The sequence below is a fragment of the Terrabacter sp. R4-6 genome, from assembly GCF_057529065.1.
In genome coordinates this window covers 1,338,130-1,351,105 of sequence record NZ_CP197224.1, presented here as the reverse complement: position 1 = coordinate 1,351,105, position 12,976 = coordinate 1,338,130, and the positions used below count along the sequence as shown (strand labels likewise).

The window sequence follows — 12,976 nt, the reverse complement described above, 5'->3', positions numbered from 1 at the left end:
CGTTCAGGGAGCGATCGAGGCCGAGTGGATGAGGGCACCGACGAACGCCTGGTGCCACGTCAGCCGGGCCACGACGGAGCGGGCCGAGGCGCCGCCGCAGTCGCACTCCCACGTCCACCCGCCACGGGGCAGCCGCGTCACCCGTGGGTGGTGGTGCGCCAGGTCGGGGTGGACCCGTCTTTGTGCCGTCGTCGTCGTCATGGAAGTGCCTTCCCTCGGTGAGGGGTTCGCTGCCCCTCGTCCTGCGGATGTCGCCGTGCGGTCACGTTCTGGTGTCGTCACCCACGACGGTGCCGCTGAAGCGGGCAGGTGTCTGTGCGCGTGGCGACACCCGGAGCGTGCCCGTCGGCACCCGGCGCGGACGGCGTGCGGGCCGTGACCCCCGACCTCGGGCTGCTGTCCGAGCTCGCGCCGGCAGAGCGCCGCGCGGTCGTCGCGACGATGCACCGGCACACCTATGACGCGGGCGAGGTGGTCTTCCACGAGGGTGACGCCGCCGACACCGTGCACTTCGTCGTCGAGGGACGTGTCGTCGCGCGTCGGTCGTCGGAGCAGGGGGACCGGCTGGCCTATGCCGTCATGGGTCCGGGACAGGCCTTCGGCGAGCTCGCGATGATCGTGCGGGCCGGCCGGCGGACGGCGACGATCGAGGCGGTGGAGCCGACCGTGACCCTGTCCCTGTCCTTCGCGGACTTCGAGCGGCTCTGTGACCGGCACCCCGAGGTCCGTCGTCTCCTCGTGCGGTTGCTCGCAGCCCGGGTCAACCGCCTCACCGACGCGCTCATGGAGGCCCTGCACACACCGGCCGAGCTTCGAGTCCTACGCAGTCTCGTGTCCCTGTGCGGGGTGTATGCCGTTGCCGCACAGTCGCGTTCGCCGGTGACGGTGCACCTCAACCAGTCCGAGCTGGCCGAGCTCGCCGGGGTGACCCGACCGACGGCCAACCGTGTCCTGCGGCGTCTCGAGTCGGGTGGTGTCGTCGCCCTCGACCGTGGGCGCGTCACGGTCGTGGACCCGGCGGCCCTGCGCCGGTCGGCGACCGGCGAGAGCGGGCCCGCCTGACGGCATACGACCGGGGACGCGTGCGACCCGCCCGCTCCGGGTCGGAGGGGGCGGGTCCGCCGAGCCGTTCAGTCCTGGCATCGGTCGGCGGAGACGCGTCGACGAGCTGCGTGGACGCACCCGTGAGTTGCCGGTGTGCACCTGCGCGGACCTCCTGACCGCGAGCACGTATGCCGCCCGCCCGGGTGGGCGGACGGCATACGTCGGTGGTGGGTCGGCGCGACGGCCGGTCAGCGCGGGACGGTGTAGCGCGGGTCGGTGGACCCGCCCGCGTCGCGTGTCGGGAGCTCGGCCCCGACGTCGTTGCAGGAGAGCGCGATCGAGCACTGCTGGAGCGTGTTCCGGGTGGCCGGCGACAGCGGCTGGGAGGTGTTGCGCGAGATGCGGAAGGTCGACTCGTCGTCGTCGAGGTGCCACGTCCAGCCCGAGACGACGCGGTCGCCGGTGCCGCCGAGCACGGTCGTGCCGTCGCTGACGCGGACCACGCCGGCGCTGAACCAGAAGCCGCCGTCGACGTAGTGCGAGCCGACGAGGTAGGTGCCCCGGCTCGAGAAGGCGGTCGGCATGAACATGGCGGGGTTCTCGCCGGCACCGCACCGCTCGACGGTCCTGGGGAACGACGGCTTCGTCAGGTCGACGACGGCCCAGCACGCCTCGTCCATCGCGTCGGTCGCGACGAACCACTGGAGAGCGGCCCGCGTGCGGTCCGGGGAGACGGCCACGACGTGCGCGGGCAGCGTGCGGGTCTCGCCGGTGGCGACGTTCCACTCGACGGACCCGCTGGTGGCTCCCGCGTCGAGGTAGGCCCGGTCGCCGACGACCGCGGCGACCTGCCGGACCACGGCCGGAGTGGTGCCGTCGCTCACCGGGTCCCGGAGCCTCGCGACCACACCACCCGCTGCGGTGTAGACCACCACGGTGTCCTCGCTGCCGCCCTTCGCCAGGACGCGAGACCCGTCGGGGGAGACGACGTACATGCCGGAGGCGCCGAGGCTGCGCACGGTGCGTCCCGTCGGGGACAGGATCTCCATCTCGCTCTGCGAAGAGCCGGTCGACAGGTGCGACTGGAGCACGAACCCCCCGTTGGACAGCACGGCGAGGCTCTCGACGACGGTCCCTTTCTCGAGCTGGACCACGGTGTCGCCGAAGCGGATCGTGTCGTCGACGGCGTATGCCGTGTCGCGCGTCGCGCTCGACCGCACCGTCTCCGGGGCGTTCGGTGTGCCGGCGGTCGGGGGAGCCGTCGTGTCCGAGGGGGCGGGGGCGGTCGTCGTGGACGGCACCCCCTCGGTCGGCACCGAGCTGCTCGGCGACGGGACCGAGCTGGTCGAGGTCGTGAGGGCAGGGACCGGCGCCGTGCCGCGGCCGGCCGACCACCCGGTCGGCACGGCCACAGCGATGACGGCGACGGCTGCCGCGGCGCCGAGCACGGCCCGGGTGCGCTGGTCACGGCGGCGGCGCGCGATGGCGCCGGGAGCGAAGTCCCCGGACACCTCGACGCCGTCGGCGTGCTGTCGGAGCAGGGCGTGGAGCTCGTTCTCCTGGTCTGGCGTCGTCACGACGTGATCTCCTTCATGCGGCTGCGCAGCGAGCTGATCGCTCGGCTCGTGTGGCTCTTGACGGTGCCGACGGAGACCCCGAGGATCTCCGCCGTCTGGGCCTCCGTGAGGTCCTCGTAGTAGCGCAGGACGACGGCGGCCCGCTGCTGCGGCGCGAGCGAGCGGACGTGCGCCCACAGCTCGGAGTCGTGCGCGGTAGCCGGCGCGGCCGCCGGGTCCATGACGCGGATCAGCTCGCTGTCGGTGCGCTCCCGGTGGCGCCAGGCGCGGCGCCACCACGTCATGTGCTCGTTGACCATGACCTTGCGCACGTAGGCGTCGGGCGACTCGACCGTGCTGATGTGGTCCCACTTGGCGTAGACCTTGGCCAGCGACGACTGGACGAGGTCCTCGGCGCTGTGCGGGTCCCCGGTGAGCAGGTACGCGAAGCGTGCGAGCGACGTCTGCCGCGCCCGCACGTAGGCCGAGAAGTCGACCTCGCGCTCGGTGTTGCCCACTGACGTCCCCTGTCTGGAGTGGCCGGACGCACCCTCAACGCGGTGGGGTCACCCGCAGGTTGTCGTCCGGCACGATCTTCCCCGAGAACGGCACGGGGCTGCAGCGGGACCACACGGCATTCCGGTGCCGGGCGCCGGCGTCGGCGTCAGCCGTGGATGAACCGCTCGAGGACGCTCGCGAAGCGGTCCGGCTGCTCGAGGTGCGGGAAGTGGCCGGCGCCCTCGAAGAGCACGACCTCGGCGCCCGGGAAGATCTCGGGCGCCCTCTCGGCGTGGCCGACGGGGATCATCCGGTCCCGCGTGCCCCAGATGACGAGCGTGCGGATGTGGTCGGCGGTCGTCAGCTGCCCGTGCGCGTTGACCGTCTGGCCGCCGGGGTCGATGACGCCGCGGGTCGTGGCGAGGAAGGCCCGACGGCTCTCGGCGTCCGAGAGGGACGTGAAGCCCTTCCACGCGGCGGAGACGTCGGCACTCGGTCGCCAGCCCAGGCCGCGGACGGCCCGACCGACGGTCTCGACGCGTTCGCGCACCCAGGCCGAGGCGATGACCGGCAGCACGAGCTCGGCCCCGGGGAGGGTGGCCGAGCGCAGCAGCGGGCTGACGGAGCGCCCGAGGCCACCGCTGGAGACGAGCACGAGAGCCTCGACACGCTCCGGGAAGAGGTAGCAGAACTGCATGGCGATGCCGCCGCCGAGGGAGTGGCCGACGAGCGTCACCTTCTCGATGCCGAGACGGTCGATGAGGTCACGCAGGATGGCGGCGTGGGAGCCGAGCGAGTAGTCGCCGACGGGCTTGGCGGAGGCGCCGTGCCCGAAGAGGTCGGGGATGACGACCCGGTGCTCGGTGTCGAGCCGGTCGACGAGGTGGGTCCAGTTCTCGTGCGAGCCGAGCAGGCCGTGGATGAAGAGGATGGCGGAACCGTGGCCGGTGTCGACGTAGGAGAGGTCGTGACCGCCGAGGTTCGCCACGCTCGGCGGGAACCTCAGCTCGGCCTCGTCGCGCGGTTCCTGCGTCCTGGTCATGCTGCGCCGTCCTCCCAGCAGGTGCGTGCGGCCGGGGACTGCGGTCGACCGCGATCCACACCACCAGCCTCTCTCTCCTCAGGGGCGGTGGGTGCTCGCTGAGATACACGTCACCGCCCCGAGGCTTCCTTGGTAGCGTCGCGCGGCATGATCTACCACCTCGCCGAGCAGGCCCACTGGCAGCAGGCACTGAGGGACGGCCGCTACGTACGCTCGACGCGCGGCCGCTCGCTCGCCGAGGAGGGCTTCGTCCACGCCTCGTCGGAGCAGCAGTGGCCGGTCGTGCGGTCGCGCTTCTACGCCGACGTCACCGAGCCGCTCGTGCTGCTCCACGTCGACGAGTCGAGGCTGTCCTCGCGCGTCGTCCACGAGGTCGGCGACCCGGCGACGGGTGAGCTGTTCCCGCACGTCTACGGCCCCATCGAGGTGGACGCCGTCGTCGACACGACGATCCTCGCTCCACCCCACGCCTGACCGTCGAGAGGCCGGGCCCGGCCGCTCCTCGACGGTCGAGGGTCATGCGCGGCCGCCGGCCTCACTCGGGCTGAACGCGGCCCCGACCCGACTTGACCTGCGACCGGCGCTTCTTGCCCTCGATCCGTCGGCGCTGCGAGCCCCGCGTCGGCTTCGTCGCTCGGCGGGCCGGCGGCGGGGGAGCGAGCCCCTCGCGCAGCAGGTCGACGAGCCGCTCGCGGGCGGCGGCCCGGTTGCGCAGTTGGGACCGCTGCTCGGACGCCACGATCGTGACCCGGCCGGCGACGAGACGACCGCCGAGGGCGGCGACCAGGCGCTCGCGCTGGGCCGGTGTCAGGGCGGTCGAGGACCCCGGGTCGAAGACGAGCTCGACCCGGCTGTCCGTCGTGTTGACGCCCTGACCGCCGGGGCCGGACGACCGGCTGAAGCGCTCGACGAGCTCGGCCGCGGGGATGACGAGTCCGCGCCGCAGGCCGGGACCGGCCGCGATCACGAGGTCACCGCCTGGCTCGTTCACTCCACCATTCTGCCCGCGCACAGAGGGTGCGCGGCCATGTCGCGCACGGAAGCGACCACTCGACGGGTGGGGGCTGACCCATGAACTGTCGAGTGGTCACTTCCGCACGGCGGCGGGAACGCCGGATGCCGTCCCTCCGTGACGCGGGGGACGGCATCCGGTCGAGCGGCGTCGGTGACTCAGCGGGGCGGCATGCGCAGGGCGCCGTCGAGGCGGATGACCTCGCCGTTGAGCATCGGGTTGTCGACGATGTGGCGCACGAGGTTGGCGTACTCCTCGGGGCGGCCGAGGCGCGACGGGTGCGGCACCTGCTTCTCGAGGACCTCCTTGACCTCGCCCGGGAGGCCGGCCAGCATCGGCGTCTCGAAGGTGCCTGGCGCGACCGTCATGACACGGATCGCCTTGTCCGCGAGGTCGCGAGCCGCCGACAGCGTGAGCCCGACGATGCCGCCCTTGCTCGCGGCGTAGGCGGCCTGGCCGATCTGGCCGTCGAAGGCGGCGATGCTCGCCGTGTTGACGATGACGCCGCGGTCGCCGTCGACGGGGTCGTTGCCGAGCATCGCGGCTGCTGCGAGGCGCAGGACGTTGAACGAGCCGACGAGGTTGATGTCGATGACCGTCTTGAACGTCTCGAGCGAGAGCGGGCCGCCGCGGCCGATGACCCGACCGGGGGTGGCGACACCGGCGCAGTTGACGGCGATGCGCAGCTCACCGAGCTCGGTGGCCCGGTCGATCGCGGCCTGCACCTGGGCCTCGTCGCGCACGTCGGCCGCGACGAAGACGGCGCTGCCCTCACGCTGCGCGTTGAGCTCGTCGACGAGGGCCGGAGCGGTCGATCCGTCGAGGTCGATGATGACGACGGTGGCGCCGTCGGCGACGAGACGGCGCGCCGTGGCGCCCCCGAGGCCGGAGCCGCCACCGGTGACGACGGCGACGGTGGACGAGTTCAGCTGCATGACAAGCCTTTCGGGCGTCGGTGGGTCAGCGGGATCAGGCGAGAGGCCGGCGTCAGCGGGCGAGGAGCTGGCGCGAGATGACGAGGCGCTGGATCTGGTTGGTGCCCTCGAAGATCTGGGTCACCTTCGCCTCACGCATGTAGCGCTCCAGGGGAAAGTCCTCGGTGTAGCCGGCCCCGCCGAGCACCTGCACGGCGTCGGTGGTCACCTTCATAGCGGCGTCGGTCGCGACGAGCTTGGCGACGGCGGCCTCCTTGCCGAAGCCGCGGCCGGCGTCCTTGAGCCGGGCCGCGTGCAGGTAGGTGGCGCGCGCCGAGGTGACGGCGGCCTCCATGTCGGCGATGAGAAAGGCGAGGCCCTGGAAGTCGGCGATGCGCCGTCCGAACTGCTGCCGCTCGGTCGCGTAGTCGGCGGCGGCGTCGAGGGCCGCCTGGGCCAGACCGGTGGCGGCGGCGGCGATGCCGAGGCGGCCGGCGTCGAGGGCAGACAGCGCCATCTTCATGCCGTCGCCCTCGCGGCCGATGAGGCGGGCGCCGTCGACGGGCACGCCGTCGAACATGACCTGCGCGACGGGGTCGCAGTGCAGACCCATCTTGCGCTCGGGCTCGGCGAACGTGAGGCCGGCGGCGTCACCGGGGACGATGAAGGTCGACAGGCCCTTGCCGCCGTCGTCGGACGTGCGCGCGAAGGTCGTGTAGTAGTCGGCGTGGCCGGCGTGCGAGATCCACGCCTTGGTGCCCTTGAGCGACCAGCCCTCGTCGATGCGGGTGGCCCGCGTCGTCATCGAGGCGATGTCGGAGCCGGCGAGCGGCTCGGAGAGGCAGTAGGCGCCGAGCTGCTCGCCCGAGAGCATCTCGGGCAGCAGGGCCTCCTGCTGCTCGCGGGTGCCGAACGTCGCCACGGGGTATGCCGTGAGGCCGTGGACGCTGACCCCGACCGCCACGCTCATCCAGGCGGACGCGATCTCCTCGACGACCTGGAGGTAGACCTCGTAGGGCTGGTCGGCCCCACCGAACTCCTCGGGGTAGGGCAGCGACAGCAGGCCCGCCCGACCCAGGGTGCGGAAGGTCTCCTCGGGGAAGGTGCGGGCGCGTTCGGCGTCGTCGACCTTCGGCGCGAGGTCCTTGCGGCAGATCTCTCGCGTCAGCTCGATCAGGTCGGCGGCTTCGTCGGTCGGCATCAGCCTCGTCGCTGGCATGGCTCGATACTAGGACGTCCGAGCATTTCGTCCAAAGTGTGAGACGAGCCCCGCGGGCGTGGGTTAGGCGCGTGTTAGGCGACGTCGGTTCAGTGGGCAGCACAGGCCACCACCACACCGCTCGGGAAGGACACGAGATGTTCAGGAGACTTGTCGTAGGGCTGGTCGCCGTGCTCGGCGTCGCAGCCGCTCTCGTCGGCACCGCGCCGACCGCCGGCGCCACGGCCCGCAACGGGGTGTGCGAGTCCGGCGAGTTCTGCCTCTACTACAACAGCGGCAACGCCGGGTCGCGCGTCGACCTCGTCAACTCCCAGCGCGACTACGGCACCGGCTCGGGGTGCATCGAGTTCGTGAGCAGCGGTTCGGGCCAGGGCCAGTGCGTCAAGAACAACACCGCCTCCGTCTGGAACCGCACCGGCACGTCCGTGTTCGTCTTCTACAACAGTGACTTCGGTGGCGTCTACGACGAGGTGCCCAACGGCGCCCAGGTCGACCTCGACGCCAACGTCAAGAACGACAACGCCTCGCAGATCATCGGTGACGCCTCGCTGCGCTTCCCGCTCGCCGTCAACCAGGCCGACATCACGAACCGCACGCCGCACTGGTGCTGGGACAGCAAGGTCAACTGCCACCACGACTACAACGCCTCCGACATCTTCGCCGCGACCGGCACCTCGGTCCTCTCGCCCGTGGCCGGCACGGTCATGACGAAGACCCTCCGCGCCGGCAGCACGGGCTGTGACAGCGTCGGCAGCACCGTCACCGTCAGGGACGGCTTCGGGCGGCTCTGGTACTTCGCCCACATGGACGACAGCCCAGCGCCGGTCGTCTCGGTCGGTCAGTCGGTGACCAAGGGCCAGCGTCTCGGCTACGTCGGCATGAAGTACCACGCCCTCTGCACGGACTCCCACCTTCACATCGACATGCGGGTCGGCGTCGACTCGCGCGTCTCGTGCACCGGCGCGGCCTGCACCGGCTACGGCTTCGTCAACGACCAGCCGCTCCTGCGCAACGCCTTCCTCGCTCTTCCCTGAGCCGGGTGTCGAGACCGACGTATGCCGTCCGGCCGGCCGGCCGGACGGCATACGCCCTCGGAAACCCCGCGACGCCGGCACTCCGCGAGCCCTACCGTCGGAGCGTGCTCACGCTCCCGCGGCGTCCGCCGCGCGAGGCGGACGCGACGTCCACCTTCTACGTGCTGACCGCCGTCGCGGCCTTCGCGTATGCCGCGTGCTTCACCCTCAACCTCGTCTTCCAGTACCGCGTCGTCGGCCTCGACCCCTTCCAGATGGTCCTCGTCGGCACGGTGCTCGAGGCGACGTGCTTCGTCTTCGAGGTGCCGACCGGGATCGTCGCCGACCTGCACAGCCGTCGCGTCTCGGTCATCGTCGGCTTCTTCCTCGTCGGGGTCGGCTTCGCCGTCGAGGGAGTCGTCGCGACCTTCGCCGCCGCGCTCGTCGGCAACGTCATCTGGGGCATCGGCTACACCTTCACGTCCGGTGCGCTGCAGGCCTGGATCACCGACGAGGTGGGGGAGGAGCACGTCGCGCGGGTCTTCACCCGGGAGACGCAGCTCGACCTCGCCTTCGGCTTCCTCGGCACGCTGGCCGCCGGAGGGCTCGGCCTCATCGCCCTCCGGGTGCCGATCGTCGTGGCCGGCGTGACCCTCGTGCTCCTGGCCGCCGGCCTGGCGGTGACGATGCCGGAACGGCACTTCCACCCGACACCGCGCGGCGACCGCGAGACGTTCGGGCACCTCAAGGACCAGTTCGTCGCCGGGCTGCGCGTCGCTCGCGGGCGGCAGGTCGTGCGCGTCTTCCTCCTCGTCAGCGTGCTCGTCGGGCTCTCGAGCGAGGTCTTCGACCGGCTCTGGCAGGTGCGGGTGCTCGACACCTTCGCGATGCCGTCGTTCCTCGGCGGCGACCCGGCCGTGGCGTTCACGGCATTCGCCCTCGTCGGGTCGGTCATCTCCCTCATCGCGTCCGGGGCGAGCAGCCGCTGGCTGCCGGCTCGGGTCGTCGACGAGAACCCCGGTCTGCCGGTGGCGCTCGCTGCCGCGGCCCAGGTGCTCGCCGTCGTCGGGGTCGCCCTGCTCGGCAACCTCTGGCTCGTCCTCGCGGCCCTGTGGCTCCACAACGCGAGCAGCGCCTTCAGCGCTCCGATCCAGGCGACGTGGCTCAACCGGAACCTCGAGTCGTCCTCGCGAGCGACGGTGCTGTCGATGAACAGCCAGGCCAACGCGATCGGCCAGGTCGCGGGTGGGCCGCCGCTCGGGGCGCTCGCGACCCGGACGTCGATTCCGCTGGCTCTGCTCGTCTCCGCGGCGGTGCAGCTGCCCTCCGTCCTGGCCTTCCTCCGCGTCCGCCACTCCACCACGTCGAGTGAGCGCCCCGTCACCATCGAGTGAGCGCCCCGTCACATGGACGTGGGGCGGGGCGCTCCCTCGAGTGGGAGGGGCCGGGGAGGGGCGGAGGCTCAGCGGGGGTAGGTGCGCACCTCGGTGGCCTTGACGGCCGCCCACACGTCCTGACCGACCTGGAGCCCGAGCGCCGTGACCGACTCGAGCGTCACCTCGGCCGTGAGCGGCACGTCGCCGACGAGACCGACGCGGGCCGACTGGCCCTGCATCGTCACGGACGCGATGCGCAGCCGCCACGCGTTGCGGGGTGACCCCTCCGGCTCGTGCCGGTGCAGCGACACCGCGCTCGGCGGGACCGTCGCCCACACCGACCCCTCGGTCGGGCTCGTCGTGACGATGAGCCCGCCGTCGGCGGTGTGGACGTGCCCGTGCGAGTCGCCTTGTGCGGCATAGAGGTTGAGCCCGACGACGGTGGCGACGTAGGGGCTGCGTGGCTCGCTCAGCACCTCGGCGGGCGTGCCCGCCTGGGTCACCCGTCCGTCCTCGACGAAGACGAGGTGGTCGGCGAGGGTCAGCGCGTCGAGCGAGTCGTGGGTGACGAGCACCGTCACGCCGTCGTATGCCGTCAGGCGGGCTGCGAGGTCGCTCCGTGTCCGTGCGCGCGTGTCGGGATCGAGCGCCGCGAGCGGCTCGTCGAGGAGGAGGAGCGCCGGGTCGGTGGCCAGGGCGCGGGCGAGGGCCACGCGCGCCTGCTGTCCCGACGAGAGCTCACGGGGGCGCGAGGCGGCTCGGTCGGAGAGTCCGACGCGGGCGAGCTCGGTGCGCGCGCGGTCTCGCGCCTCGTGTCGCCCGATGCCGCGGCTGCGCGGGCCGTAGGCGACGTTGTCGAGGGCGCGCAGGTGGGGGAAGAGCAGGCTGTCGGCGAGCATGAGCCCGACGGCACGCTGCTCCGGCTGGAGGCGGCGCCGACCGTCGTCCCACACCTGGCCTCCGACGCGGACGTGGCCCTCGGCGAGGGGCAGCACGCCGGCGAGCGCGAGGACGGTGGTCGTCTTGCCGCCGCCGTTCGGGCCGAGGACGCCGATGACCTGGCCGGGCTCGGCTGTCAGGGCCACGTCCACCTCGATCTCACCGCGGGACAGGCGGATCCGCGCGTCGAGCCCGGCGCCGGCGCGGCTCGGAGCGCTCATCGGAGCCACCGCCCGCGCAGCACGCCGAGCACGAGCACGCTCACCGCGAGCAGCATGATGCTGATCGAGATCGCGACCTGCGGGTCGCGCTCGAGCTCGACGTAGACGAGGAGCGGCAGCGTCTGGGTGCGACCCTGGAAGTTGCCGGCGAAGGTGATCGTCGCGCCGAACTCACCGAGCGCGCGCGCCCACGCGAGGGCAAGGCCGCTCGCGATGCCGGGCAGCACGAGGGGGATCCCGACGGTGCGCAGGTAGCGCAGGTCGCTCGCCCCGAGCGTTCGGGCCACCGACTCGAGCCGGGGGTCGAGCCCGCGCATCGCGCCCTCGACGGCGAGGACGTAGTACGGCATGGCGACGAAGGTCTCGGCGAGCACGACGGCCACCGTCGTGAAGGGGATCTGGATGCCGAACGGCGTGAGGTACTGGCCGATGAGCCCGTTGCGGCCCCACGTCATGAGCAGGGCGACACCACCGACGACCGGCGGCAGCACGAGGGGCACGGTGAGCAGCGCCCGCACCCAGCTCGTGGCCCGGCGGTCGGAGCGGGCGAGGAACCAGGCGAGGGGAGTGCCGAGCAGCAGGCACAGCAGGGCCGTGACCGACGTCGTCGTCAGCGAGAGCCGAAGGGCCGGCAGGACGGTGGGGGTCGCGAGGTCGGACGGGATGCGCGCCCAGTCGGCCCGCAGCAGCAGCGCGACGAGCGGCACGACGAGCAGCAGCAGCGCGAGCGCCGCGGGGACGCCGAGCGTGACCCGCGAGCGCCATCGGGCGGCATGCCTCATGTCACGTCACCCTGCCGGTGGCCGGGCGGCCCGCCGCTCAGGGCGCACCGAACCCGAAGGACTGCAGGGTCGCCAGCCCCTCGGCGCTCAGCAGGTAGGCGACGAACGCCTTCGTGGCCGCGTCGTCGGAGAGCCTGATGACGGGGTAGGACAGGCTCGTGTTGAGCTGCGCGGGGATCTCGACGCCCGTGACGGCGTCCTTCGCCGCGACGACGTCGGAGTGGTAGACGACGGCGGCGTCGGCCTCGGCGAGCCTGACCTTGGAGAGGGTCGCCTTGACGTCGACCTCCTTGCTCACGACGTTGGGCACGACGCGGGCCTTCGCGAAGGTGGCCTGAGCCGCCTTGCCGCACGGGACGCTGTCGGCGCAGAGCACGACCTTGACGCTCGGCTTCGCGAGGTCGTCGATCGACGTGACCGCGCCGGGGTTGCTCGGCGGCACGGCGATCTCGAGGACGTTGGTCGCGAAGGTCTGCGTGTCCTTGACCATGGCCCGGTCGAGCGGCTCGGCAGCCGCCGTGCCGGCGAGGGCGACGACCGAGGCGGGCGCCCCGTTGTCGACCTGCTGCACGAGCGTCGCGCTGGAGCCGTAGGAGGTCTCGACCGTGACTCCGGGGTGGGCCGCCTCGAAGTCCTTCTTCACCTGGTCGAAGGACTCGGTGAGCGACGCGGCGGCGAGGACCGTGACCGTGCCCTCGAGGGAGGCCGCCGACGCACCGGACCTCCCCGGCTGTCCGGTGCCGTCGGCGGCGGACGGGGTGGAGCTGCCGCAGCCGGCGAGCAGCAGGGTGACGGCGGTGGCGGCGAGGGCGGAAGCAATGGGCGCGAGAGCGCGGCGAGGGGCCCGGCTGAGCGGGCGAGGCGTGCTCATGCGGGGACCTCCACGACGACGTGGGTCGACTTGACGCTGGCGACGGCGACGGAACCGACCTCGAGGGCGAGGTCGTCGACGGACTCGCTCGAGAGCAGCGAGACGATGCGGAAGGGCCCGCACTGCAGCTCGACCTTGGCCATGACGGTGTCCTTGGTGATCGCGGTGACGATGCCGCGCATCCGGTTGCGGGCGGACGCACCCCCGATGGCGCCGACCGCAGCCGGATGCGCGAGCTCCTGGGCCACGGCTGCGAGCTGGGCGCCGTCGACGGTGCGACGGCCGGCGTCGTCGGTCGACCCGTCGAGGCGGCCGGAGTCGACCATCCGCCGGACGGTGTCGTCGGAGACGCCGAGGAGGGCGGCTGCCTCGGTGATACGCAGGTGCGGCATAAGCGCGACCTTACACCCGCAGGTGCGGAGCCGACGAGCGTGCGTATGCCGCATGCGCTCCTGGATGCATCGCGCCCGGTGGCTGGGTCGCCGGGCT

At 72.4% G+C, this 12,976-nt stretch carries 15 protein-coding genes; 4 read left to right on the top strand and 11 right to left on the bottom strand.

Annotation, left to right across the window (positions count from 1 at the left end; translation table 11 throughout):
* Positions 1-3: 3 nt before the first annotated feature.
* Positions 4-201 (bottom strand): hypothetical protein, encoded by a 198-nt coding sequence (locus ACSSS0_RS06385; RefSeq protein WP_487230457.1) that lies wholly within the window; start codon positions 199-201, stop codon positions 4-6.
* Between the two features lie 120 nt (positions 202-321).
* Between ACSSS0_RS06385 and ACSSS0_RS06380 the strand changes: the two genes are divergently transcribed.
* The gene (locus ACSSS0_RS06380) at positions 322-1,062 is read left to right on the top strand and encodes a Crp/Fnr family transcriptional regulator (protein WP_487230456.1); all 741 of its coding nucleotides are present in this window, start codon (positions 322-324) and stop codon (positions 1,060-1,062) included.
* 230 nt (positions 1,063-1,292) lie between these two features.
* On the opposite strand, the gene ACSSS0_RS06375 is transcribed toward ACSSS0_RS06380, so the two are convergent.
* From ACSSS0_RS06375 to ACSSS0_RS06365, 3 genes are all read right to left on the bottom strand, one after another.
* Positions 1,293-2,621: a hypothetical protein gene (locus ACSSS0_RS06375; RefSeq protein WP_487230455.1), complete on the bottom strand. Its 1,329-nt coding sequence runs from the start codon at positions 2,619-2,621 to the stop codon at positions 1,293-1,295.
* Positions 2,618-3,118 (bottom strand): SigE family RNA polymerase sigma factor, encoded by a 501-nt coding sequence (locus ACSSS0_RS06370; protein WP_487230454.1) that lies wholly within the window; start codon positions 3,116-3,118, stop codon positions 2,618-2,620. The genes ACSSS0_RS06375 and ACSSS0_RS06370 overlap by 4 nt, the downstream gene beginning before the upstream one ends.
* Before the next feature lie 146 nt (positions 3,119-3,264).
* Complete coding sequence (locus ACSSS0_RS06365) at positions 3,265-4,140, bottom strand: alpha/beta fold hydrolase (RefSeq protein ID WP_435984800.1); 876 nt, start codon at positions 4,138-4,140, stop codon at positions 3,265-3,267.
* A gap of 147 nt (positions 4,141-4,287) precedes the next feature.
* Between ACSSS0_RS06365 and ACSSS0_RS06360 the strand changes: the two genes are divergently transcribed.
* Positions 4,288-4,614, top strand: a complete 327-nt coding sequence (locus ACSSS0_RS06360) for a DUF952 domain-containing protein (RefSeq protein WP_435984801.1) — start codon at positions 4,288-4,290, stop codon at positions 4,612-4,614.
* 61 nt (positions 4,615-4,675) lie between these two features.
* Here the strand turns inward: ACSSS0_RS06360 and arfB are convergent, their stop codons facing one another.
* The 3 genes from arfB to ACSSS0_RS06345 form a co-directional block, all read right to left on the bottom strand.
* Positions 4,676-5,131: an alternative ribosome rescue aminoacyl-tRNA hydrolase ArfB gene (gene arfB, locus ACSSS0_RS06355; protein WP_487230453.1), complete on the bottom strand. Its 456-nt coding sequence runs from the start codon at positions 5,129-5,131 to the stop codon at positions 4,676-4,678.
* A gap of 179 nt (positions 5,132-5,310) precedes the next feature.
* Positions 5,311-6,087 (bottom strand): SDR family NAD(P)-dependent oxidoreductase, encoded by a 777-nt coding sequence (locus ACSSS0_RS06350; protein ID WP_487230452.1) that lies wholly within the window; start codon positions 6,085-6,087, stop codon positions 5,311-5,313.
* A gap of 52 nt (positions 6,088-6,139) precedes the next feature.
* Positions 6,140-7,285 carry an acyl-CoA dehydrogenase family protein gene (locus ACSSS0_RS06345; protein WP_487230451.1) on the bottom strand — a complete coding sequence of 382 codons (1,146 nt, stop codon included), beginning with the start codon at positions 7,283-7,285 and terminating at the stop codon, positions 6,140-6,142.
* A gap of 137 nt (positions 7,286-7,422) precedes the next feature.
* Here ACSSS0_RS06345 and ACSSS0_RS06340 point away from each other — a divergent pair, with 137 nt between their 5' ends.
* Both ACSSS0_RS06340 and ACSSS0_RS06335 read left to right on the top strand, forming a co-directional pair.
* Positions 7,423-8,319, top strand: a complete 897-nt coding sequence (locus ACSSS0_RS06340; protein ID WP_487230450.1) for a peptidoglycan DD-metalloendopeptidase family protein — start codon at positions 7,423-7,425, stop codon at positions 8,317-8,319.
* 5 nt (positions 8,320-8,324) lie between these two features.
* On the top strand, positions 8,325-9,692 hold the full coding sequence (locus ACSSS0_RS06335; RefSeq protein ID WP_487230449.1) for an MFS transporter: 1,368 nt from the start codon (positions 8,325-8,327) through the stop codon (positions 9,690-9,692).
* A 68-nt stretch (positions 9,693-9,760) separates the two neighbouring features.
* Here the strand turns inward: ACSSS0_RS06335 and ACSSS0_RS06330 are convergent, their stop codons facing one another.
* Genes ACSSS0_RS06330 through ACSSS0_RS06315 form a run of 4 tightly spaced genes read right to left on the bottom strand, consistent with a single transcriptional unit; the run spans position 9,761 to position 12,879 of the window.
* On the bottom strand, positions 9,761-10,834 hold the full coding sequence (locus ACSSS0_RS06330) for an ABC transporter ATP-binding protein (protein ID WP_487230448.1): 1,074 nt from the start codon (positions 10,832-10,834) through the stop codon (positions 9,761-9,763).
* A complete protein-coding gene (locus ACSSS0_RS06325) occupies positions 10,831-11,616 on the bottom strand; it encodes an ABC transporter permease (protein ID WP_487230447.1) in 786 nt (261 codons plus the stop codon). The genes ACSSS0_RS06330 and ACSSS0_RS06325 overlap by 4 nt, the downstream gene beginning before the upstream one ends.
* Positions 11,617-11,653: 37 nt before the next feature.
* The gene (modA, locus tag ACSSS0_RS06320) at positions 11,654-12,487 is read right to left on the bottom strand and encodes a molybdate ABC transporter substrate-binding protein (protein WP_487230446.1); all 834 of its coding nucleotides are present in this window, start codon (positions 12,485-12,487) and stop codon (positions 11,654-11,656) included.
* Complete coding sequence (locus ACSSS0_RS06315) at positions 12,484-12,879, bottom strand: TOBE domain-containing protein (protein ID WP_435984810.1); 396 nt, start codon at positions 12,877-12,879, stop codon at positions 12,484-12,486. The genes modA and ACSSS0_RS06315 overlap by 4 nt, the downstream gene beginning before the upstream one ends.
* Positions 12,880-12,976: the final 97 nt, after the last annotated feature.

Excerpts from the sequence above, each read along its gene's own strand:
- ACSSS0_RS06385 (WP_487230457.1), bottom strand. The coding sequence starts at position 201 with ATGACGACGACGACGGCACAAAGACGGGTCCACCCCGACCTGGCGCAC.
- ACSSS0_RS06365 (WP_435984800.1), bottom strand. The coding sequence starts at position 4,140 with ATGACCAGGACGCAGGAACCGCGCGACGAGGCCGAGCTGAGGTTCCCG.
- ACSSS0_RS06360 (WP_435984801.1), top strand. The coding sequence starts at position 4,288 with ATGATCTACCACCTCGCCGAGCAGGCCCACTGGCAGCAGGCACTGAGG.
- ACSSS0_RS06350 (WP_487230452.1), bottom strand. The coding sequence starts at position 6,087 with ATGCAGCTGAACTCGTCCACCGTCGCCGTCGTCACCGGTGGCGGCTCC.
- ACSSS0_RS06345 (WP_487230451.1), bottom strand. The coding sequence starts at position 7,285 with ATGCCAGCGACGAGGCTGATGCCGACCGACGAAGCCGCCGACCTGATC.
- ACSSS0_RS06340 (WP_487230450.1), top strand. The coding sequence starts at position 7,423 with ATGTTCAGGAGACTTGTCGTAGGGCTGGTCGCCGTGCTCGGCGTCGCA.
- ACSSS0_RS06330 (WP_487230448.1), bottom strand. The coding sequence starts at position 10,834 with ATGAGCGCTCCGAGCCGCGCCGGCGCCGGGCTCGACGCGCGGATCCGC.
- ACSSS0_RS06325 (WP_487230447.1), bottom strand. The coding sequence starts at position 11,616 with ATGAGGCATGCCGCCCGATGGCGCTCGCGGGTCACGCTCGGCGTCCCC.
- modA (WP_487230446.1), bottom strand. The coding sequence starts at position 12,487 with ATGAGCACGCCTCGCCCGCTCAGCCGGGCCCCTCGCCGCGCTCTCGCG.
- ACSSS0_RS06315 (WP_435984810.1), bottom strand. The coding sequence starts at position 12,879 with ATGCCGCACCTGCGTATCACCGAGGCAGCCGCCCTCCTCGGCGTCTCC.